This is a genomic window from Flavobacterium sp. Root935 (assembly GCF_001429295.1).
GTDB lineage: Bacteria > Bacteroidota > Bacteroidia > Flavobacteriales > Flavobacteriaceae > Flavobacterium.
The window spans coordinates 1176974-1200400 of record NZ_LMJL01000012.1 but is presented as its reverse complement, the minus strand read 5'-3'; the positions used below and the strand labels follow the sequence as shown (position 1 = coordinate 1200400).

Annotated in this window: 15 protein-coding genes; 10 read left to right on the top strand and 5 right to left on the bottom strand. The window is 33.7% G+C overall.

Features of this window, described 5'->3' with window-relative positions:
• Positions 1-79 precede the first annotated feature (79 nt).
• From asnB (ASE40_RS19860) to ASE40_RS19835, 6 genes are all read left to right on the top strand, one after another.
• Complete coding sequence (gene asnB / locus ASE40_RS19860) at positions 80-1756, top strand: asparagine synthase B (RefSeq protein WP_057119072.1); 1677 nt, start codon at positions 80-82, stop codon at positions 1754-1756.
• A 313-nt stretch (positions 1757-2069) separates the two neighbouring features.
• Complete coding sequence (gene asnB, locus ASE40_RS19855) at positions 2070-3686, top strand: asparagine synthase B (RefSeq protein ID WP_057119071.1); 1617 nt, start codon at positions 2070-2072, stop codon at positions 3684-3686.
• Positions 3687-4104: 418 nt separating this feature from the next.
• A complete protein-coding gene (gyrB, locus tag ASE40_RS19850) occupies positions 4105-6045 on the top strand; it encodes a DNA topoisomerase (ATP-hydrolyzing) subunit B (protein WP_057119070.1) in 1941 nt (646 codons plus the stop codon).
• A gap of 112 nt (positions 6046-6157) precedes the next feature.
• Positions 6158-7093, top strand: coding sequence for a malate dehydrogenase (gene mdh, locus ASE40_RS19845; RefSeq protein ID WP_057119067.1), 936 nt, complete (start codon positions 6158-6160; stop codon positions 7091-7093).
• Positions 7094-7318: 225 nt separating this feature from the next.
• The gene (gene secDF, locus ASE40_RS19840) at positions 7319-10309 is read left to right on the top strand and encodes a protein translocase subunit SecDF (protein ID WP_057119065.1); all 2991 of its coding nucleotides are present in this window, start codon (positions 7319-7321) and stop codon (positions 10307-10309) included.
• Positions 10310-10393: 84 nt separating this feature from the next.
• Positions 10394-11008, top strand: a complete 615-nt coding sequence (locus ASE40_RS19835; protein WP_057119063.1) for an acyloxyacyl hydrolase — start codon at positions 10394-10396, stop codon at positions 11006-11008.
• Positions 11009-11062: 54 nt separating this feature from the next.
• Here the strand turns inward: ASE40_RS19835 and lgt are convergent, their stop codons facing one another.
• From lgt to ASE40_RS19810, 5 genes are all read right to left on the bottom strand, one after another.
• Complete coding sequence (gene lgt, locus ASE40_RS19830) at positions 11063-11995, bottom strand: prolipoprotein diacylglyceryl transferase (protein ID WP_057119061.1); 933 nt, start codon at positions 11993-11995, stop codon at positions 11063-11065.
• A gap of 61 nt (positions 11996-12056) precedes the next feature.
• Entirely contained in the window at positions 12057-12305 is a 249-nt protein-coding gene (gene yidD, locus ASE40_RS19825; protein ID WP_057119058.1) for a membrane protein insertion efficiency factor YidD, read from the bottom strand.
• 85 nt (positions 12306-12390) lie between these two features.
• Positions 12391-13872: a cysteine--tRNA ligase gene (cysS, locus tag ASE40_RS19820; RefSeq protein WP_057119055.1), complete on the bottom strand. Its 1482-nt coding sequence runs from the start codon at positions 13870-13872 to the stop codon at positions 12391-12393.
• Positions 13873-14001: 129 nt separating this feature from the next.
• Positions 14002-14673: a GTP cyclohydrolase I FolE gene (gene folE, locus ASE40_RS19815; RefSeq protein WP_057119052.1), complete on the bottom strand. Its 672-nt coding sequence runs from the start codon at positions 14671-14673 to the stop codon at positions 14002-14004.
• A 203-nt stretch (positions 14674-14876) separates the two neighbouring features.
• Positions 14877-16073 carry a pyridoxal phosphate-dependent aminotransferase gene (locus tag ASE40_RS19810; protein WP_057119050.1) on the bottom strand — a complete coding sequence of 399 codons (1197 nt, stop codon included), beginning with the start codon at positions 16071-16073 and terminating at the stop codon, positions 14877-14879.
• A 123-nt stretch (positions 16074-16196) separates the two neighbouring features.
• On the opposite strand from ASE40_RS19810, the gene ASE40_RS19805 reads away from it, so the two are divergent.
• The 4 genes from ASE40_RS19805 (at position 16197) to ASE40_RS19790 (ending at position 23393) form a co-directional block, all read left to right on the top strand.
• Positions 16197-17522, top strand: a complete 1326-nt coding sequence (locus ASE40_RS19805; protein WP_057119049.1) for a PDZ domain-containing protein — start codon at positions 16197-16199, stop codon at positions 17520-17522.
• A gap of 144 nt (positions 17523-17666) precedes the next feature.
• Positions 17667-20294, top strand: coding sequence for a gliding motility-associated C-terminal domain-containing protein (locus ASE40_RS19800; protein WP_057119048.1), 2628 nt, complete (start codon positions 17667-17669; stop codon positions 20292-20294).
• A 32-nt stretch (positions 20295-20326) separates the two neighbouring features.
• The gene (locus ASE40_RS19795; protein ID WP_057119047.1) at positions 20327-21253 is read left to right on the top strand and encodes a type IX secretion system membrane protein PorP/SprF; all 927 of its coding nucleotides are present in this window, start codon (positions 20327-20329) and stop codon (positions 21251-21253) included.
• A gap of 10 nt (positions 21254-21263) precedes the next feature.
• Complete coding sequence (locus ASE40_RS19790; protein WP_057119864.1) at positions 21264-23393, top strand: OmpA family protein; 2130 nt, start codon at positions 21264-21266, stop codon at positions 23391-23393.
• Positions 23394-23427: the final 34 nt, after the last annotated feature.

Sequence of the window (23427 nt, the reverse complement as noted above, 5' to 3'; positions counted from 1 at the left end):
CTATTTGTGTTTTTCAATTGTAACCAATACCGCATCTTTGCCCTATCAAATTAAAATTTAAAAATAAAAATATAGAATTATGTGTGGAATTGTATGTGCCTTTGATCTAAAACAAAAAGCCGAAGCGTTAAGACCTCAAGTATTAGAAATGTCTAAAATCATTCGTCACCGCGGACCAGACTGGAGCGGAATTTACAGCAATGATAAAGCGATTCTTTCTCACGAGCGTTTGGCAATTGTAGATCCAGCTTCAGGAAAACAACCTTTATTTACAGAAGATAAAAAATTGGTTTTGGCTGCAAATGGTGAAATTTACAATCACAGAGACCTGCGCAAACAATTCGAAGGAAAATATAACTTTCAGACTGAAAGTGACTGCGAAGTTATTTTAGCTTTATATAAAGAAAAAGGCGTAAACTTCGTTGACGAATTAAACGGAATCTTCGGATTTGCTATTTATGATGTTGATAAAGATGAGTATTTTGTTGCTCGTGACCATATGGGAATTATTCCATTATACATTGGATGGGATCAACATGGAACATTTTATGTAGCTTCAGAATTGAAAGCCTTAGAAGGATATTGTACCAAAATTGAATTATTCCCTCCAGGACACTATTTATCAAGCAAAGACGGTGAATTTGTACAATGGTATAAAAGAGACTGGACAGAATATGATGCTGTAAAAGATAACGAAACAAGCATTCCAGAAATCAAAAAAGCGTTAGAAGCTGCGGTTCACAGACAATTAATGAGTGATGTACCTTACGGAGTTTTACTTTCAGGAGGTTTAGATTCTTCTATTACTTCGGCTGTAGCCAAAAAATTTGCGCAAAAACGTATTGAGTCAGATGATACGACAGATGCTTGGTATCCGCAATTACACTCTTTCTCAGTAGGTTTAGAAGGTTCTCCAGATTTAGCTGCTGCGCGTAAAGTTGCAGATCATATTGGAACCATTCACCACGAAATTAAATTTACAATCCAAGAAGGTTTAGATGCTGTTCGTGATGTAATTTACAACTTAGAAACGTATGATGTAACTACAGTTAGAGCTTCAACTCCAATGTGGTTGATGGCGAGAGTTATCAAATCAATGGGAATCAAAATGGTTCTTTCTGGAGAAGGTGCAGATGAGTTGTTTGGAGGTTATTTATATTTCCATAAAGCGCCAAATGCTAGAGAATTTCATGAAGAAAACGTTCGTAAATTAGGAAAACTTCATATGTACGATTGTTTACGTGCCAACAAAAGTTTGGCAGCGTGGGGAATAGAAGGACGTGTTCCTTTCTTAGACAAAGAATTTATGGATGTTGCAATGCGCATCAACCCGCAAGATAAAATGATCAACAAAGAACATCCGATGGAAAAATGGGTAGTTCGTAAAGCTTTTGAAGATATGCTTCCGGAAAGTGTAGCTTGGAGACAAAAAGAACAATTTTCTGATGGAGTAGGATACAGCTGGATCGATACTTTGAAAGAAGTCGTAGCCAGAGAAGTTTCAGACGAACAATTGGCAAACGCTAGATTCAAATTCCCATTGCAGACACCAACTTCAAAAGAAGAATATTACTATCGTTCGATCTTTACAGAACATTTTCCTAGTGATGCAGCGGCTTTATGTGTGCCTCAGGAAGCAAGTGTTGCTTGTAGTACAAAAATTGCTTTGGAGTGGGATGAAGCTTTCAAAAACATGAATGATCCTTCTGGTAGAGCGGTAGCAAGTGTTCACGATGATGCTTATGTTAAAGCTTAAAAAACGAGTTTAATTTTTAGAATTAGTATATATATTGCAGAAAGACGTCCTTATTAGGACGTCTTTCTTGTCTAAAATTGTTAAATTCTCTATTTCAGTTCTTTGGAAAAAGTTTTTAGCATTTATTTAACTTACTTTTTTTATATTTGACATTCCCCGAATAAAGTTAAATCCCCGAAATTTTAATATAGAAAATTTAGGAAAGCAAAAAATAATATTTAGTTTTGCTTTCAACAGAAATTTTAATGATTTTTTAATGTACAGCTTACTTTAGAGTTGGGTACATAAGAATAAAAATAAAAAATAGAATAATATGTCTGGATTATTGGCCGTTATTGGTAAAGGAAAAGACCCTAAGCTTGTAAAAGAACTTTCAGAGAGAATGTCGCATCGCGGTCCTGATGAAAGTGATATTCATATTATGGAAAATGGCAGTATACTTTGTCATGAAAGTCTGTCTATTATTGATCTTAATTCCGGAAAACAGCCTATTCAAGGAACTCAAAAAGCTTGGATGGTGCATGATGGAGAGATTTATAATTATAAAGAACTGAAGGAAACGGTTTTAAAACATCATACTTTTAGAACAGAATCAGATTCTGAGGTTATTGTACATCTTTATGAAGAGTTTGGTTATGATTTTTGTAACAAACTTGATGGTGATTTTGCTTTTGTGGTAATTGATGGCGATAAATATATTGCAGGCCGTGACCCAATTGGAGTTAAGCCTTTATATTATGGTTTAGATGAAAGAGGAAGGATTTATTTTTCTTCAGAAATGAAATCAATTGCAGATCAATGCAAATCATTTTCTACTTTTCCTCCAGGACATTATTATACAGCAAAAACTGGTTTTGTAAAATATTACCATCCAGAATATGAAGATCATAAAAAAGCAGATAATTCTTTAGATTTAGATTCAATCCGTCAAAGTTTAATAAACGCAACAAGCAAACGTTTATTAGCAAATGTTCCTGTAGGTGTTATACTATCAGGAGGATTAGATTCCTCTTTGACATCTGCTATAACTTCTCGTTTATTAAAAGGAAACGAAGAAAAACTGCATTCATTTTCAATCGGATTAGATGCAGATTCACCAGATAATATTGCGGCGAGAAAAGCAGCAGAATTTTTAGGAACAGAACATCATGAAGTTCATTTTTCTGTAGAAGAAGGTGTTCAAATTTTAGAAAAAGTAATTTATCATATCGAAACCTACGATATTATTTGTGTAAGATCTGGTGTTCCGATGTATTTATTGTCTAAAGCGATTGCCGATCAAGGTGTTAAAGTAATTTTATCAGGAGAAGGAGCAGATGAGGTTTTTGGAGGACATTTGTATTTTAGAAATGCACCATCAGCAGAAGAATTTCAGGATGAAACAATAGAAAGAGTTCAAAAGTTGTTTACTGCAGATTTACTTCGTGCAGATAAAGCGACAATGGCCCACGGACTAGAAGTGAGATTTCCGTTTTTAGATACAGAATTCTTAGATGTAAATATCCGTATTAAAACAGAAGAAAAACAGCCTAAGACTTATGATGGAGTTGAAAAATACATTTTAAGAAAAGCCTTTGATACTCCCGAAGATCCGTACTTGCCAGCAGATATTTTATGGCGCCAGAAAGAACAATTTTCAGATGGAGTTGGGTATAATTGGGTTGATGAATTAATTGAATATTGTGCTTCACAAGTTACAGATGAACAATTGGCTGGTGCAAGCGCAGAATTTCCATACAATTCACCAACGACAAAAGAAGCTTATTTGTACCGCTCTATTTTTCATAAATACTACCCACAGGTAAGTGCTGCGCAAACAGTGCGTAAATGGATTCCAAAATGGCAGGAAAACCTTGATCCGAGTGGAAGAGCAAATGCTGCACACTTACAAGGAAACTTTGAGAGCGTAAAATCTGGAGTTGCAGTTTAGGAATTAAATTCCAAAGTTGAAAATTCAAATAAAATAAATTCCAAATTCCAATTTTGGATCAAAAACAAAACCGAAATACATTCAATTGTAGTTTCGGTTTTTTTTTGCCATATATATCTTTTCAGTTTTGGAGTTTGGAATTTTAAAAATTGATTTTTCTATAATTCTTTCTAATTTTTGGAATTTGGGATTTAAAAGATTGGAATTTAAAAAAGAGCTTTTTTTACGTTATTTCCATTTTTGGAATTTGGAATTAAAGAAAATTTGAATTTAAATTCATTTTTGAAGTTATTTTTAGGTTTTTCAGACAATTGTGTTAATAACTTAAGTGCTTTAAGTCGTATTTTAATGGGTATATAGCCTGCGTTTTTATATATTTGCGTGTTAGACAGTAAATACATTTATTAGAATAAATTATATGAGCGAAGAAATCAAGAAGAACAATTATTCAGCAGATAGTATTCAGGCATTAGAAGGAATGGAGCACGTAAGAATGCGTCCATCGATGTATATTGGAGATGTAGGAGTTCGAGGACTGCATCATTTAGTTTATGAGGTTGTTGATAACTCTATTGATGAGGCCATGGGAGGGCATTGTGATACAATTGGTGTTGCAATTAACGAAGATGGTTCGATTACAGTTGAAGATAATGGACGTGGTATTCCAGTTGATTTACATAAAAAAGAAGGTGTTTCGGCACTTGAAGTTGTAATGACAAAAATTGGAGCCGGTGGTAAATTCGACAAAGATTCATATAAAGTTTCTGGAGGTTTACACGGGGTAGGGGTTTCGGTTGTAAATGCCCTTTCAGTTCACATGAAATCTACTGTATTTAGAGATGGTAAGATTTATGAGCAGGAGTATGAAAGAGGAAAGTCTTTGTATCCTGTAAAACAAATTGGAGAAACAGATAAGAGAGGTACACGCCAGACTTTTTATCCAGATAACACTATTTTTACTCAGACTACTGAGTTTTCATACGATACGCTTTCAGCACGTATGCGTGAGCTTTCTTTCTTGAATAAAGGAATCACAATTACATTTACAGATAAAAGAGAAGTTGACGAAAAAGGTGAATTTAAAAGTGAAGTATTCCATTCAGACGAAGGTCTTAAAGAATATATTCGTTATTTAGATGGAAACCGTGAGCCAATTATTTCTCATGTAATCAGCATGGATCACGATAAAGGTGAAATTCCAGTTGAGGTTGCCTTGATTTACAATACAAGTTATACAGAGAATATTTTTTCTTACGTAAATAATATTAATACACACGAAGGAGGAACGCATTTACAAGGTTTTAGAAGTGGTTTGACAAGAACACTTAAAAAATACGCAGATGCATCTGGAATGTTGGATAAATTGAAATTCGAAATTGCAGGAGATGACTTCCGTGAAGGATTAACAGCTATTATTTCGGTAAAAGTTGCAGAACCACAATTCGAAGGACAAACTAAAACTAAACTTGGAAATAGAGAAGTAGTTTCTCCAGTTTCACAGGCTGTTGGAGAAATGCTTGAGAATTATTTGGAAGAAAATCCAAATGATGCTCGCGTAATTATCCAAAAAGTAATTTTAGCGGCTCAGGCACGTCACGCAGCGAAAAAAGCTCGTGAAATGGTGCAGCGTAAAACCGTTATGGGCGGCGGTGGACTTCCAGGAAAATTATCAGATTGTTCTGAGCAGGATCCTGCAAGATGTGAGGTTTACTTAGTCGAGGGAGATTCGGCTGGTGGAACAGCAAAACAAGGACGTGATCGTAACTTTCAAGCAATTCTGCCATTACGTGGTAAGATTTTGAACGTTGAAAAAGCGATGCATCATAAAGTGTTCGAAAACGAAGAGATCAGAAATATATTTACTGCTTTAGGGGTAACTGTAGGAACTGCAGAAGATAGTAAAGCTCTTAATATTGAAAAATTACGCTACCACAAAGTAATCATCATGTGTGATGCCGATGTCGATGGTAGTCACATTTCTACCTTAATATTAACGTTCTTCTTCCGTTTCATGAAAGAGCTAATCGAAGAAGGCCACGTTTACATTGCAGCGCCTCCTTTGTATTTAGTTAAGAAAGGAAACAAAAAAGAATATGCTTGGAATGATGTGCAGCGTGATCAAGCTAACGAGAGAATGGGTGGAAGCGCCGCTATTCAACGTTATAAAGGTCTTGGAGAGATGAATGCGGAGCAATTGTGGGAAACTACAATGGATCCAAACTTCAGAACATTACGTCAGGTAACCATTGATAGTTTAGCAGAAGCAGATAGAGTTTTCTCTATGTTAATGGGTGACGAAGTACCGCCTCGTAGAGAATTTATCGAGAAAAATGCAGTTTACGCAAATATCGACGCATAAAATAAAAAATTAATAATTTCAATTCGTTTAATTGTTTAAATTTACTAGACAATTAAACGAATTGTCTTTTTTAGGGATAGACAAATAATTAATAACCGATAAAGTATAAAATATGAAAGTTACCATTGTAGGAGCAGGAAATGTTGGAGCTACATGTGCTGATGTTATTTCTTATAGAGGAATTGCCAGCGAAGTAGTATTGTTGGATATTAAAGAAGGTTTTGCCGAAGGTAAAGCATTGGATATTACACAATGCGCGACAAATACTGGTTTTAATACTAAAGTATCTGGCGTTACCAACGATTATTCTAAAACTGCTGGAAGTGATGTGGTAGTAATTACATCAGGAATTCCAAGAAAACCAGGAATGACAAGAGAAGAATTAATTGGTATAAATGCAGGAATTGTTAAAACAGTTGCTGAAAATGTATTAAAATATTCTCCCGATACAATAATTGTTGTAGTTTCGAATCCGATGGATACTATGACGTATTTGGCTTTAAAAGCGACTGGTCTTCCAAAAAATAGAATTATAGGAATGGGCGGGGCTTTGGATAGTTCTCGTTTTAGAACATATCTTTCATTAGCTTTAGATAAACCTGCAAATGATATTTCAGCAATGGTAATTGGAGGGCATGGTGATACAACTATGATTCCGCTAACTCGTTTGGCATCTTACAATGGAATTCCAGTGTCAGAATTTCTTTCAGAAGAAGTATTGCAAAAAGTAGCAGCAGACACTATGGTAGGAGGTGCAACTCTTACAGGTTTATTGGGAACTTCTGCGTGGTACGCACCTGGAGCTTCTGTAGCCTATTTGGTAGATAGTATTTTGAATGATCAAAAGAAAATGATTGCATGTTCTGTTTTCGTAGAAGGAGAATATGGTCAAAATGATATATGTATAGGAGTGCCATGTATAATTGGTAAAAACGGAGTAGAAGAAATTTTAGATATTAACCTAAACGATCAGGAAAAAGCATTATTTGCTAAAAGTGCAGATGCAGTTCGAAGTATGAATGATGCTCTAAAAACGATTTTAGTATAATAAAAACGGCAAAAAAGAGAAAAGGCTGCACTTTTGCAGCTTTTTTTTTGAGATTAATTAATAAATAAATTGGTTAATATTTTCGTTAATTATATATTTGCTCGGTTTAAAAAAAAATTGGTAATTCGTGATCTCGTATTTTTGTTTTAAAAAATCATGTCAGGGCTTATTTTATGGGACTTTAAAACAAAAACAAAAATAAAACATAATTAATTTTTAGTAATAATGCAGAATAAAGGACTTATTAAATTTTTCGCAATTCTATTTGCATTGGTGAGTATTTACCAACTATCATTCACTTTTGTGGCAAATGGTGTCAAAAGTGAAGCTAAAGCTTTTGCAGGAGATAATCCTGATAAGGAGCTGAAATATTTAGATTCTATTGGTAAAGAGAAAGTATTAAATCTTGGTTTTACTGATTTCACTTATAACGAAGTGAAAAATAAGCAGCTTAATAAAGGTCTTGACTTAGAAGGAGGAATCAACGTTATTCTTCAAATTTCTATTAAAGATGTTTTAAAAGGTTTAGCTAATAATTCTAAAAATCCAGTTTTTAATAAATCATTAGCTGATGCATCTGCAAATTTAGAAGGTAACAAAACATATTTAAATAAGTTTTTTGAAGCTTTTGATGCAAACTCAAAAGGAAGCGTAAAATTAGCTTCTCCAGATATCTTTGCTAACAGAAGTCTTCAAGGAGAAGGTGGTGTAGATTTTCAAATGTCTGACGCACAGGTTCAAAAAGTTATCAAAAGAAAAGTTGATGAGTCTGTAGAAAGTGCTTTTAAAGTATTAAGAGAGCGTATTGATAAATTTGGTGTAACACAGCCAAACATCCAAAAATTAGGAGAAACAGGAAGAATCTTAGTAGAGCTTCCAGGTGCTAAAGATGTTGATAGAATTAAAAAATTATTAGGTGGAAAAGCTCAATTAGAGTTCTGGGAAACTTATAAAGTTGAAGAAATTGGTAATTTCTTAGTTGCAGCTAACGAAGCTTTAAAGAAAACTGAAGTTAAGAAAACTGAAACTAAAACTGTTGTTAAAGATTCATTGAATGCTTTATTAACAGATGCTAAAGATTCTGCTGATACTAAAAAAGGAAATAATCCTTTATTTGATAAAATTGTAGGGCAAGGTGGTGGACCAGTTTTAGGTTACTTCGCACCAAAAGATACTGCTACTATCAATGCTTATTTTAAAAGACCAGAGATTAGAGTTTTATTGGCTGCTGACCAGCATTATGCAAAATTTGTTTGGAGTAAACCAACTACTATAAAAGATCAAAAAGCAAAAGATTTAGCAAGTGCTAAAGATATTGAAGTTGTTGAATTATATGCTTTAAAAGGAAACAGAGACAATAACCCAGCAATGAGCGGTGGTGTTGTTACTGATGCAAAAGATACTTTTGACCAGATGGGTAAACCTGCAGTTTCTATGCAGATGAACAGCCAAGGTGCTAAAGTTTGGGAAGAGTTAACAGGTAGAGCATTCGCTCAAAAAAGTTATATCGCTATTGTTTTAGATGATATCGTATATTCTGCTCCAGGTGTAACAAGTGGTCCTATTGCTGGAGGAAGATCTGAAATTACAGGTTCATTTGATGTTGCTGAAACTAAAGATTTAGCTAACGTTTTAAACGCAGGTAAATTACCAGCTTCTGCAGATATTATTCAATCAACTGTTGTTGGTCCATCTTTAGGACAGGCAGCTATTGATGCAGGTACAATTTCTTCTATATTAGGATTCTTATTAGTTTGCGTTTGGATGGTATTCTATTATGGTAAAGCTGGATGGTATGCAAACCTTGCTTTATTATTAAACTTACTTTTCTTATTCGGAATTATGGCAAGTTTTGGTTTTGTATTGACATTACCAGGTATTGCAGGTATCGTGTTAACATTAGGTACAGCGGTAGATGCTAACATTATTATATACGAAAGAGCAAAAGAGGAATTACGTGAAGGAAAATCACTTTCTGAAGCAGTTGCAGCTTCTTACGGATGGCACGGTGCAATGCGTTCTATTATTGATGCTAACGTTACTCACGTTTTAACTGGAGCTATCTTATTCATTTTTGGAACAGGTCCTATTAAAGGTTTCGCTTTAACATTATTAATTGGTATTGTAACTTCATTGTTTACATCAATCTTTATTGCTAGAATCTTTATTGATAGAAATATTGCAGGAAAAGGAGATTTAACTTTCTCTACAAATATTACTAAAAACTGGTTTACTAATTTCCATTTTGACTTTATCAAGATTAAAAAATTCACTTACATCTTCTCTTCAATTGTAGTTGTAGTAAGTTTAATTTCTATCTTCTTCGTGAACGGATTAGATGAAGGTGTTGATTTTGTTGGAGGTAGAACTTTCCAAGTTAAATTTGAAAAACCTGTAGATGCTACTGCAGTTTCAGATGAACTATCTGCTGCTTTTGGAACTCCGGTTGAGGCTAAAATTTTAGGTGATGATGATCAATTGAAAATCACTACTAAATATAAAATTAAAGAAGATGGTGTTGCTATTGATGAAGAAGTGAACCAAAAATTATATGCTTCTTTACAGAAATATTTCCCAAATACTACTTACGATAAATTCATCAATTCATTTGATGGAAAAAGAGTAGGTGTATTACAAGCTTCTAAAGTTGGAGCTTCTATCTCTGAGGATATTAAAACTAACTCATACTGGGCAGTTCTTGGTGCGATGGCAGTTATTTTCTTATACTTAATGGTTTCTTTCCGTAAATGGCAGTATTCATTAGGTGCGATTGCAGCTGTTGCGCATGACGTGATCTTCGTATTAGGAATTTACTCTTTATGCTACAAATTCATGCCATTCCACATGGAAATGGATCAGCACTTTATCGCTGCGATTTTAACTGTAATCGGTTATTCTATGAATGATACTGTAATTGTATTTGACAGGGTGAGAGAGTTTATCATTGGAAACCGTAAAGGTAGTTTCGAAGATATCGTAAACGCTTCTATTAATACTACATTATCAAGAACGTTGAATACTTCATTAATGATGATCATTGTATTATTAACAATGTTTATTTTTGGTGGAGAATCAATTAGAGGATTTATCTTTGCTATGTTAATTGGTATTATTGTAGGTACTTATTCTTCATTATTTATTGCTACTCCAGTATTGGTTGATACAATTTCTAAAGATGAGAAGCATACAATCGAAGACAAACACAACAAAGCGTAATTAAACTTTGTTTTTAAAATAAGAAAGATCCAGTGAAAACTGGATCTTTTTTTTATGTTTGTATCTCAGATCCAAATCCTATTTATGAGTAGAAAAAGAATATTCTCGGTAGTTCTTTTGTTTGCTGTATTGCATATCAATGCTCAGCAGAAAAGCAGTGACTTTAGAATAGGAATGAGTTATGGTTTCGGAAGCGAATTCAATAATACCGATTATACTTTTACCAATCATTTTTATAAAGCGCAATTGTATTATCGGCTTAAGAAAACTCGAAATTTTGAATATGATATTTTAGTACAGCCAGAAATAAATTTTGGAAAACATCAGTTATTGAATTTATATTTCGTAAAGCCGGAGACGCCAAATTTTGAAGAGAAAAGAGTGGAGTATATGCAATTGAAAAACGTTCACGAATATGTTCTTAATTTGGGCTTTATGGTGAGAAAGCCAATCGGAAAAATATTCTCCTGTTACGTTTTAGGAAGTATTGGACCAATGATAACAGATACAGAAACTGAGCGTATGTCTAAAGGTTTTGCTTTTGCAGATGTTTTGGCTGTTGGTTTTACGGCTGCTTATGATCAATTTCAGATTGATATTCGTCCGAGTTTGCGACATGTATCAAATGCAGGTTTAGGAAGCTCAAATGCGGGCTATAATACAAAGAATATTGAGTTTGGTATTTCGTATAAATTATAAAAAATAAACGCCCAATATCTTAGATATTGGGCGTTTTGATATAATGTAAAATTATTATGATTCTGCAAGAGGATTTCTTTGTGCTCTAATTATGAAGAAAAGTCCAATGATTATGAATGGGATACTCAGCCATTGTCCTGTTGAAAAATAACCTAAATCTTCTTCTATACCGCCTTGGCTTTGTTTTACAAATTCAACAACAAATCGAACAACAAATAAAAGAACTAAAAACAATCCGAATAAATAACCAGATTTAAGTCTAGTATTTGTTTTCCAGTATAAGAAGTACAAAATTGCAAAGACAAAAATATAAGAGAACCCTTCGTATAATTGTGCAGGATGTCTTGCTGGAACCTGAGCTAATAAATCAGCAAATTTCGGATTTGTAGCAATTGCATTGTAGGCTTCTACAGGATCGGTAATTCCAGTTTTTTGTACAGCTTCATTTTTACTGAATTTATCATGTAAAAAACGGATTCCAAATGCAGATGTGGTTTCGTTACCAATAATTTCTGAGTTGAAGAAATTACCTAAACGAACAAAAATAGCTCCACTGGCAACAGGAATTACTATACGGTCTAAAATCCATAATAAAGGACGTTTTAGAATCTTTTTACTATAATAATACATAGCAACAATAATAGCAATTGCTGCACCATGACTCGCTAATCCTTGGAAACCTGTGAATTCGAATTTTGGTTCGAATCTAAAAGGAAGGAAAATCTCTAGTAAATGGTTTCTGAAATATTCCCAATCGTAAAAGAAAACATGTCCTAAACGCGCACCAATTAAAGTTGCAAGAACAGTCCAAACAAATAATGAATCTAATTTTTCTAGTGATTCGTTTTCTCTTTCGAAAATCTTTTTCATTAAGAACCATCCTAAAAGAAAAGCAATTACAAACATTAAGCTGTAATAACGAATCATAAAAAATCCTAAATTGATTCCTTCTGAGGGATTCCAAACAAAATTTAAGGCGTGTGTCATGTAAAATGTTTTATATATTGTAAAAATAAATATTTAATGTAAAGTACCGTTTTATAAAAGGTTAATGTTTATGATTGCATTTCTTTTCTGGTACAGGATCGTAACCGCTTCTTCCCCAAGGATGACAGCTTAAAATACGTTTTACTCCTAAAAATCCGCCGTAGAATAATCCATGAGTCTGCAAAGCTTGGATCATGTAAGTCGAACATGTAGGTTCAAATCTGCAGGACGCCGGTGTAAACGGAGAAATTGCCGTTTGATAAAAACGAACCAAGAGTACAAATGGATATATTAGAATTTTGGATAACATTTTATCAATACTTATTGTCTAGTTTTTCCAGACTTCTATTTGTTGTCTTTAAAAGAATTTTGTTACATCCAAAGTTTTAATTTCTTTACTGAATGCTAAAAGATGTTCCTTCTTTTCCGTCTTTTAATTGTATTCCTAAAGCAATTAATTGATCTCTAATCTGGTCAGAAAGGGCAAAGTTTTTATCTGCTCTCGCCTGATTTCTCATTGCGATAAGCATATTAACTACTCCTTCTAATTTATCATTGTCTCCTTCAGCACTTTTCTCATCGCTAAGTCCTAAAACATCAAATACAAAAGCATTTATAGCGGTTGTAAAATCTGCTAAATCATTTGCAGAAATAGTTTCTTTACCATCTTTTAATAAGTTGATATAACGAACGGCTTCAAACAACTGAGCGATTAAAATTGGTGTGTTGAAATCGTCATTCATTGCGTCATAGCAAAGCTGTTTCCATGCTGCGAAATCTATAGAACTTGTGTTTCCTGCAGTAATACTTGGTAAAGCATCAACTGCTTCCATCAATCTTTTGTATCCTTTTTCTGCAGCAACAATCGCATCATCAGAAAAATCTAAAATACTTCTGTAATGTGCCTGAAGCATGAAAAAACGAGTTACAGAAGCAGAAAATGGTTTGCTTAGAATGTTATTTTCTCCGCTAAGAATTTCGCCTGGTAAAATATTATTTCCAGTCGATTTAGCCATTTTCTTTCCGTTTAAAGTCAGCATATTAGCATGCATCCAGTAATTTACAGGAGATTGGCCAGTACAAGCTTCATTTTGAGCAATTTCACATTCGTGGTGAGGGAATTTTAAATCCATTCCGCCTCCGTGAATGTCAAAATGATTTCCAAGATATTTGGTACTCATAGCAGTACATTCAAGATGCCAGCCTGGAAAACCATCACTCCAAGGCGAAGGCCATCTCATGATATGTTCTGGTTCTGCTTTCTTCCAAAGTGCAAAATCCTGAGGGTTTCTTTTGTCAGATTGTCCGTCAAGATCTCTCGTGTTTGCAAGCATATCATCGATATTTCTACCGCTTAGAATGCCGTAATTATTGGTTTCATTGTATTTTACAACATCAAAATATACCGATCCGTTGGCAACATAACCAATGCCTTTATCAATAATTTTTTTGATGATTTCAATCTGCTCAATAATATGTCCAGTCGCTGTAGGCTCAATACTTGGCGGTAAAAAGTTAAAAGCTTTTAGAATGTTATGGAAATCTACAGTATAGCGCTGTACAACCTCCATTGGTTCTAATTGTTCTAAACGGGCTTTTTTTGCAATTTTATCTTCACCTTCATCGACATCATCTACGATATGCCCAACATCGGTAATGTTTCTAACGTAGCGAACTTTATAATCTAAATGCAGAAAATATCTGAAGATTACGTCAAAAGACATAAAAGTTCTCACATTGCCTAGGTGAACATTGCTATATACCGTAGGACCACAAACATACATTCCAACGTTTCCTTCATGGATTGGTTTGAAATCTTCTTTTTCGCCAGAAAGCGAATTGTATATTTTCAGCGGTTGTGTATTGTATAACGGCATAATTGTTTATTAATGTTTTTTAGTAGCTAATCCTGCTATTCGCTATATCTTTTGTGGTGAACCCCACCACAAAAGGATGCCGCTTCTATCAGGGCTAGACCATAAATATAATAGAATTATTGTATAAAATTAGAACTGAGTGTCTAGTTTTATATAATCTAAAAATTCTCTCTTCGTTTGTGGATCTTTGAATTTTCCTCCGAATTCAGAAGTTACAGTACTGCTTTCAATATCTTTAATTCCACGCGAATTTACACAAAGATGTTTTGCATCGATAACGCAGGCAACATCTTCTGTTCCTAAAGCTTTTTGAAGTTCTTGTACAATCTGCATTGTTAAACGCTCTTGAACCTGAGGTCTTTTAGCATAATATTCAACAATACGATTCATCTTAGATAAACCAATAACTCTTCCGCTTGAGATATAAGCCACGTGAGCGCGTCCGATAATTGGAAGTAAATGGTGTTCGCAGGTAGAATAAACAGTAATGTTTTTTTCTACTAACATTTCACCGTATTTATAATTATTGTCAAAAGTAGAAGCTTTTGGCTGTTTTGCAGGATTAAGACCTCCAAAAATCTCCTTAACAAACATCTTTGCAACTCGATTTGGAGTTCCTTTAATGCTGTCGTCTGTTAAATCCATTCCAAGAGTTTGTAGAATGTTTTCGACATCTTTTTTTATTTTTTCTATTTTTTCTTCATCAGTTAAGTCAAAAGCATCTTCTCTTAAAGGGTTTTTGGCGTTACTGCTGAAATGACTGTCACCTATTTCGTCTAAAAAATCTTCGTTATTTATCATTAAAAACTACTATTATATTGGGTATATCTTTTTAAGGCGGTAAAGATAATTAATAAATAGGAAACCTTTTCTATGGTTTTTACGATTTAATTGTTCCTTTTTGGATATAATCTAAATTAACGATCATAATATTCTAATTTAAAACACAAAAGACAATAACGAAAGGGTTATTGTCTTTTTGAATTTTGTTTTTAAAATCTTGATTATCTGTTATTATAAACCAATAATGCTTCTTTTAAAATATTTACGGCAGTAATTAAATCTTGCTTATTCAATACATATGCAATTCTCACTTGATTTAATCCCATGCCAGGGGTTGAATAAAAACCTTTGGCAGGAGCAATCATTACAGTTTCACCGTTTAAATTATAGCTTTCTAAAAGCCATTGTGCAAAATCATCAGAATCTTTTATTGGAAGCTCAGCAATACAATAAAAAGCGCCTTTAGGTTTTGTAACAATAACTCCTTCAATTTTATTTAATTCGGCAATTAGCGTGTTGCGGCGTTCTTTGTATTCTGCAATTACTTCATCAAAATAACTTTGAGGCGTATCAATAGCAGCTTCGCAGGCAATCTGTTCAATTGTAGGCGGACTCAAACGCGCTTGAGCAAATTTCATTACCGTTGCTAAAACATCTTTGTTTTTAGTAACCAAACAGCCAATTCTTGCCCCGCACATACTGTAACGTTTAGAAACAGAATCGACCATAATTACGTTTTGCTGCACATCTTCTAAATTCATTACAGAAAAATGTACATCATCTCCGTCGTATAAAAATTCACGATACACTTCATCAGCAATTAAGTACAAGTCGTGTTTTTTAATCAAACCAGCCAATTGCTTAATTTCAGCTTCAGAATATAAATATCCAGTCGGATTTCCAGGGTTGCAAATCAGAATGGCTTTTGTTTTGGGTGTTATTAATTTTTCAACTTCGTCTATACTTGGTAAAGCAAATGCAGTTTCAATAGTAGAAACAAGTGGTACTACAGTTGCGCTCGTAGACGATGCAAATGCGTGATAATTAGCATAAAAAGGTTCTGGGATAATAATTTCATCTCCAGGATCTGTTATTGTGGCCAGCGCAAATAGTAAGGCTTCAGAACCACCAGTAGTTACAATGATGTCTTCTGTGTTAACGTTTACATTTTGGCGCTGGTAAAAATGAGCTAATTTCTTTCTATAGCTTTCATATCCGGCAGACGGACTGTATTCTATAAGAGTTAAATCAATATTTTTTACCGCCTCGATGGCCACTTCCGGTGTCTTGATATCCGGTTGACCAATGTTTAAGTGATACACCTTGTGTCCTTTTTTCTTTGCTAGATCTGCAAAAGGAGCAAGCTTACGTATCGGAGATTCGGGCATGTTTCTTCCCTTGTGTGAAATTGTAGGCATGAGTATAAATTATTGAAGTGCAAATTTGCATTTTTTTTTCGAATTTAACGTAAACAATAAGGGTACTTGCAAAAATGTAACAATAATAAATATATTTACTAATTTTATAATAAAATATTGCCAATGAAAAAATATATAGTATTGTTTTTTGGGTTATTCTTACCTTTTTTGCTTTTTGGACAAGGCGATTTTTTATTACAAAACAATGCAGCAAAAGCTACAGTCCCTTTTAAATTGATTAACAATCTTATTTTTATTCCCATTAAAGTAAACGGAGTAGAGCTAAATTTTCTATTGGATTCAGGTGTTGAAGAAACTATTTTGTTCAGTATGGAAGACAAGCAGGAAGTAAGCTTTAATAATGTCGAAAAAATAAAACTTAGGGGTCTTGGAAGTGAAGAAGAAATTGAGGGTTTAAAATCAACAAAAAATATTTTAGAAACACATGGTTTAAGATCAGACGACCATATGGTTTTTATTATTTTGGATCAAAGTTTCAATTTATCTTCTCATATCGGAATCCCTGTTAACGGAATCATTGGTCATAAATTCTTCCGAAATAATGTAGTCGAAATTAATTATCAAAAAAAGAAAATTATAGTTTATACCAGAAATAATAAATTTCAGGACAAATTGGATAAGAAATTCAAACAAATCCCGATAACTATAGAAAGATCAAAACCTTATATTCTAACTACCGCTACAGTAAATAATGTTGATATTCCGGCAAAACTTTTAATTGATATTGGAAATAGTGATGCTTTCTGGATTTTTGAGAATAATACAATCAGGCTTCCAGACAAAAATTTTCCCGATTTCTTAGGAAAAGGCTTCAGCGGTGATATTGAAGGACATCGCGCTAAAATCGATAAATTTTCGATTGATGAATTTGATTTTAAAAAACCAATTGTTTCATTTCCCGATTCAGTTTCCATCCGAAATGTGAAGATGGTTCCAGGACGTATTGGTTCTGTTGGAGGAGAGGTTCTAAAACGTTTTACCGTTATACTTGACTATAAGGAGAAAAAGTTATACTTAAAGAAAAACAGCAAATTTAACGAACCGTTTACTTATAATAAAAGTGGGATTACGGTTCAGCATAACGGCTTGCAGTGGGTACAGGAGACCGTTCATCTTGAAACTGTACAAGTGGCCTCGACCATTGATGAATTACAGGAAAAAGACAAAAATAATAACAATTTTAAATACAAATTTGCCCTTAAGCCGGTTTATGAAATAGTGAATGTGCGCAAGAACTCAGCTGCAGAAAAATGTGGTTTACGCAAAGGTGATATCATAATAAGCATAAATAATACGCAGCCATACAGATACAGTTTACAGCAGATAAACAATCTTTTAAAATCTGAAGATGATATTTGGATAAATTTAGAAATAGAAAGAAATAGTGTAGTACTCAAATTCAGATTCAAATTAGAAGATGAACTTTAAAATTGACAAAGAATAACTTAACGTTAAGTAAAATTGGTTTTTTATAAAATTATTTTAAAGAAATTTTTATTTTTTGTGAAAAAACGTTTGTTAAAATTAGATTTTTGCCTAGATATTTTATTATGTTTAACAAAAATTTAATCTATGGCCAAAAACTACTTTAATTTCTTACAAATATTATTTGTTTTTACTTGTTTATTGGTTTTACCCACAAAAGTTGCTGCACAATGTGCAGGATCTGATGCACAATTAGATTTATGTACTACTATTGCAGATCCAGTAAATCAAAATATTTCTTTGTTTTCTTTATTAGGAGGAACTCCAGTGCCAGGAGGGACATGGACTGCAAATACTAACCCTCGAGGATTAGACGCAGTAAATGGAACGCTGAATGCTCAAGTTATAAGTAGTGGAGGTACTTATGTATACACTTATACTGCCCCAGTTACAGCAGGATGTACGAACAGAACCGCTAAGATCACGATAAGAATTGGCGCGTATGCTGGTGTACCAGCTCCTTATGCAACCGTGTGTAGCGACGAAAATTTTTTTAATCTCTTTACCGCTTTCAATGGTACCGTTATGGCTCCGCACACTAATGGAGTTTGGACAGACAGCAGCGGACAGCCTTTGCCAGAATCATCTATCCCGATAACTGATAAAAAAGGAGCTTATCAATATACTTATACCGTTCCGCCTGTGCTTGCTTGTTCGACAGATTCGCCTTCTTCTACAGTAATTATAACTGTTGTTAGAGCACCAAAAGAAGGAACTCCGAGCGACTTATTAATTTGTGCTGATACGGAGATTTCAAATTATACAGACTTAGATTTAAATACTAGACTTTCTGGTCAAGACGGTGGCGGTGAATGGAGCGGTCCTGGAATTACTTCTCCAACAGATCATAATGTGAATTTAGAGGATTTATACAATGCACGCGGACCAGGAGAATATCAGTTTAACTATACGGTTTATGCTACTCCAAATAATAAAGTTTGCCCAGATAAAACTGCAGCTGTTAAGGTAACAATAGAAAAAAGACTTGATTTTACAGGAGCAAAAGTTGATGTCGTTAAAGATATATGTGAACCAGAAATTCCAACAGCGGTTTACTCTGCAACATTGACACAAGGGGCTCAGCCAATTCCAAACGGACAATACGAGGTAACCTTTAATGTATCTGGACCAAACGGAGGAAGTCAAACGATTACTTCTAGCTTTGTGAATGGAGTACTTAATTTTCCAGTTTCGTCTTCTTACTTTAGACAAGTAGGTAAATTTACGCTGACTATTACCAATATTGTAGCAACTACAAGTAAAAGAGCCTGTGTAAATATTGTCAATAATTTATCTGATGTTCTTGAAGTTCATCCAATTCCACGCTTAGATGGTGCAGTGTTAACGCTTGATCCAACATGCCAAAATAAAGATGCTTTGGCTTATTTAAAAAATGCAACTTTACTGCCAGATGGCAATTATAATATTGTATACAATGTTACAGGAGATAATTTTGCATTAGGGCAGACACGGAATATAACAGTATCTGGGGGAGAAGCAAATTTTGTAATTCCAGGAAACTTAAATAGAAACAGCGGCGCTTCATCTATAGTAATAACTAATATCACCAATACCGTTACTACTTGTACCAATACAGCAAATGTAAGAGGGAATTTAATTATAAATCCGCTTCCAAATGCTGCGACAGTTAGTGTAGCAGTAAGCGATCATTGTTTAAATGATCCCGTTTCAGCAACAATTTCAGGATTAGGAAATCTAACTAATATTACAATTAATTATATGCTTCTTGGAGATAATATTGCTTCAGAAACAATTACTTTGACGGCTGTTAACGGAAAAGCAGAATTTCAGATTCCTGCAGGTTTACTTTTAAATACTGGCTCAACAATTATTTCATTAACAAATTTAAAGAACGATATTACCGGTTGTGATATTAATTTAACTAATGTTTTAGACAGTTTTATTATCAACCCAATACCAGTTCCGCCAACAGTAAATCCTCAATCTTTTTGTAAAGTTGATGAAGCTGCAGTTGCTAATTTAGTTCCGAACGGAAATCAATATAAATGGTACAATTCAGCAACATCAACCACGCCATTGGCAGGTACTTTGATTTTAGAATCTGGTAATTATTATGTAAGAGAAACTTCGCCCGCGGGATGTACTTCAGAAGCTGCCACGGTTGTAGTTACCATAAACGATTCACCTGCTCCAGTATTAAATTCAGATGGGCAAAACTTCTGCGGATTAAATAATCCAACGATTTCAGATTTATCCAATAATACCAATGTTCCTTCAAGTGTGGTTTGGTATGATGCTCCGAATAATGGAAATTTATTATCTAGTACAACTCATCTGATTGAACAAGGCAGATATTATGGATTTAATTTTCCAAGTACAGACTGTTTCTCTTCAGAATATATTGAAGTCACAGTCACATTAACAGAATGCAATAATGTCCCAAATGACTTTTTTGTTCCCGATGGATTTTCTCCAAATGGAGATGGCACAAACGACTCATTTGTGATAAAAGATATTGAATTCTTATACCCAAATTACACACTTGAAATTTATAATAGATACGGAAACGGAATGTATAAAGGAGATAAAAATAAACCAGCCTGGGACGGAATGAACTATGAAAAGAGCGGTATCGCTGGCGGAGTTGCACCCAACGGAGTTTATTTTTATGTGCTTCATTTTAATAAAGATAATAAACCGCCGCAGCAAGGCCGTCTTTATTTAAATCGATAAATCTCTTTTTATATTTCTAATATAATTTTCAAATGAAAAAAATACTACTCTTTATAAATTTCCTTTTCTACTTATCAGTTTCTGCACAGCAGGATCCAGAATATACACATTATATGTATAATATGAGTGTGATAAATCCAGCGTATGCAACAGGAGTTCCCGCAATGATGAATTTTGGCGGACTATATAGAACACAATGGGTTGGTGCAGTTGGAGCTCCAAAAACTTTTACATTTTTCGGACACACTGCTATTACAGATAAAATAGAAGCAGGAATCTCATTCATCTCAGATGATATTGGAGATGGTGCCAAAAAAGAAAATAATGTCTACGCTGATTTTGCATATGTCTTAAAATTAGGCGGACAAAATAAACTTTCACTAGGTTTAAAAGCTGGATTTTCATCTATGCAAAGTAATTTTAACGGTTTTCGTTTCACAGACCCGCAAACTGATTTTGCTTTTTCAGAAAACATAAATGCCACTAAACCCAATATTGGAGTTGGAGCTTACTATTTTAGAGACAATTTGTATGTTGGATTATCTGTTCCTAATTTGCTAAAATCTAAATATATCGAAGAAAAATCAGGAGTAAATGCTTTTGGTTCTGAAGAAATACACACTTTTTTAACGGCAGGTTATGTTTTTCAGCTCAATGATGTGTTGAAATTAAAACCGGCATTTATGTCCAAATTTGTAAAAGGTTCACCAATAACTTTAGATGTTACAGCAAATGTTTTGTACAACGAAAAGTTTGAATTTGGTGCAGCTTATAGAATTGACGATTCGGTAAGTGCACTGTTCAATATAAATGTTACACCAACACTAAGAGTGGGTTATGCTTACGATTATACACTTACAAACTTCGGTCAGTTTAATTCAGGAACGCACGAAATTATGCTGTTATTCGATTTAGATTTACTAGGAAAAGGATTTGATAAATCACCAAGATTCTTTTAAAATGAAAAATATGAAAAAACTACTCGTTATTATATTCGTATTTTCAATACAGTTTATAAATGCCCAAGATCAGGAATTAGCTCGTGCAAAACGATTTTTTGATAAAACGTATTACAGCGAAGCAATTGTTTTATACCAAAAATTAGCTGACGAAAAACCTTCGCAAGAAGTAATAAAAAATCTAGCCGATTCTTATTTCTATACCAACGACTTGGTAAAAGCACAGCGCTATTATCGTCTACTAATTAATAATTATGGTAATAATTTAGATAGAGCTTATTATTTTAGATATGCGCAAACTCTAAAAGCAACCAATAGTGCTGATGATGCCAATGCAGCTTTAAAACAATATTATTCTAAATCTACTAATGCAGAAGACATTATTAATTTCGAAAAAGAGCTTAAAACATTAGAAAATGTTACCGCAATAGGAAAGCGTTTCGAGATTAAAAACTTGCCCATAAATACTCCCAACTCTGAATTTGGAGCTGTAAAATACAAAGAGAATCTTGTTTTTGCAGGAGTCAAATTAAAGCCGGGCTGGTTTGATAAAAAATACAAATGGGACAATGAAACCTATTTGAATTTAGTTACCATTCCATTAAAAAATATAAATGCCTCGGATTCTATAGTGAATTATTTTGCTAAGGAACTCAAGACAGGAATGCACGAATCAAATGCTGTTTTCACGAAAGATGGCAAAACAATGTATTTTACCCGAAACAATTCTAAAAACGGAAAGAAAAAGAAAGACGAAAAAAAAATCTCTAATCTTCAGATTTTTAAAGCTGAATTAGTGAACGGGAAATGGACCAATATTACATCGCTTCCTTTCAATAGTCCGAACTATTCTGTTGAACATCCAGCTTTAAGTGCTGACGAAAAAGTATTGTATTTTGCTTCTGATATGCCGGGTTCTCTTGGTTCGTTTGATATTTATGCTGTAAATGTAAATAAAGGGGCATTTGATACGCCAAAAAATTTAGGTCCATTAGTAAATACAGATAAAAGAGAACAATTTCCTTTTGCATCTGCAGACAATAAACTTTATTTTTCTTCAGATGGACATTTAGGTTACGGATCTTTAGATGTTTTTGTTTCTGAAATAAATGGAAATGAATATTCAAAACCAGTTAATATCGGTTTACCGTTAAATTCAAATCTAGATGATTTTGCATTTAATATTGATTCCAATACCAAAGAAGGTTTTTTTGCATCGAATAGAGAAGGAGGAAAGGGCAGTGACGATATTTATCAATTCAAAGAAATTAAAGATTTAATTGTTGAAGATTGTAAACAATTTATCGCAGGCATAATTACAGATGTTGATACGAAATTGGCTTTAGAAAATGCAATGGTAATTTTACAAGATGCAGAGAATAAAACTTTAAATACAATAACAACTTCAGCCGACGGAAAATTCAGTTTTACAGTAGCCTGCGAAGCTTCTTATAAAGTTTCGGCTTTCAAGGAAAAATATACCAATGAATCTAAATCGTTGACTTTAGGAAAAACTAGAGATGCTGTAAGCGATGCATCTTTAGCATTAAAATCTTTAGAAGCCATTAAGCAGGAAGAAAAACTAATTGCAGAAAACAAGAGAAAGCAGGAAATCATTATCGAAGAAGAAAACAAGAAAAAAGCTGAACTTGCTGCAATAGAATTAAAACAAAAAGAGAAAAAAGCCAAAGAAGCTGCAATAGCCGCCGCAGAAGTTAAAAAGCAGGAAAAAGTAAAAGAAATTTTAGCGACAGAAAAAGATGTTGTACGCGATAAAGACCGATTAATCATCAAAACTGATCCAATTTATTTTGATTACAATATGTGGTACATTCGTAAAGAATCAAAAGTTGTTTTAGGGCGAGTTGTCGATTTAATGAAGAAATATCCAGGAATGGTAATCGAGATTGGATCACATACAGACTCTCGCGGAAATGCCAAATTCAATGAAGATCTATCTCAAAAAAGAGCCAATTCTACACGAGAATTTATAATTCAATCTGGAATTGATGCCAAGAGAGTTTCTGCAAAAGGTTACGGAGAATCTGTGCCAATTGTAAAATGTAAAACAGACGAATCTTGTTCTGAGGAAGAACACGAATTAAACAGAAGGTCTGAATTTGTAATTAAGAATTTGTAAGCATTTTATAAAGAAATCATACAGCCCGACAGGT

Bases quoted from the DNA above. Each gene is read 5' to 3' on its own strand.
- asnB (WP_057119072.1), top strand. From the start codon at position 80: ATGTGTGGAATTGTATGTGCCTTTGATCTAAAACAAAAAGCCGAAGCG.
- asnB (WP_057119071.1), top strand. From the start codon at position 2,070: ATGTCTGGATTATTGGCCGTTATTGGTAAAGGAAAAGACCCTAAGCTT.
- gyrB (WP_057119070.1), top strand. From the start codon at position 4,105: ATGAGCGAAGAAATCAAGAAGAACAATTATTCAGCAGATAGTATTCAG.
- mdh (WP_057119067.1), top strand. From the start codon at position 6,158: ATGAAAGTTACCATTGTAGGAGCAGGAAATGTTGGAGCTACATGTGCT.
- secDF (WP_057119065.1), top strand. From the start codon at position 7,319: ATGCAGAATAAAGGACTTATTAAATTTTTCGCAATTCTATTTGCATTG.
- ASE40_RS19835 (WP_057119063.1), top strand. From the start codon at position 10,394: ATGAGTAGAAAAAGAATATTCTCGGTAGTTCTTTTGTTTGCTGTATTG.
- lgt (WP_057119061.1), bottom strand. From the start codon at position 11,995: ATGACACACGCCTTAAATTTTGTTTGGAATCCCTCAGAAGGAATCAAT.
- yidD (WP_057119058.1), bottom strand. From the start codon at position 12,305: ATGTTATCCAAAATTCTAATATATCCATTTGTACTCTTGGTTCGTTTT.
- cysS (WP_057119055.1), bottom strand. From the start codon at position 13,872: ATGCCGTTATACAATACACAACCGCTGAAAATATACAATTCGCTTTCT.
- folE (WP_057119052.1), bottom strand. From the start codon at position 14,673: ATGATAAATAACGAAGATTTTTTAGACGAAATAGGTGACAGTCATTTC.
- ASE40_RS19810 (WP_057119050.1), bottom strand. From the start codon at position 16,073: ATGCCTACAATTTCACACAAGGGAAGAAACATGCCCGAATCTCCGATA.
- ASE40_RS19805 (WP_057119049.1), top strand. From the start codon at position 16,197: ATGAAAAAATATATAGTATTGTTTTTTGGGTTATTCTTACCTTTTTTG.
- ASE40_RS19800 (WP_057119048.1), top strand. From the start codon at position 17,667: ATGGCCAAAAACTACTTTAATTTCTTACAAATATTATTTGTTTTTACT.
- ASE40_RS19795 (WP_057119047.1), top strand. From the start codon at position 20,327: ATGAAAAAAATACTACTCTTTATAAATTTCCTTTTCTACTTATCAGTT.
- ASE40_RS19790 (WP_057119864.1), top strand. From the start codon at position 21,264: ATGAAAAAACTACTCGTTATTATATTCGTATTTTCAATACAGTTTATA.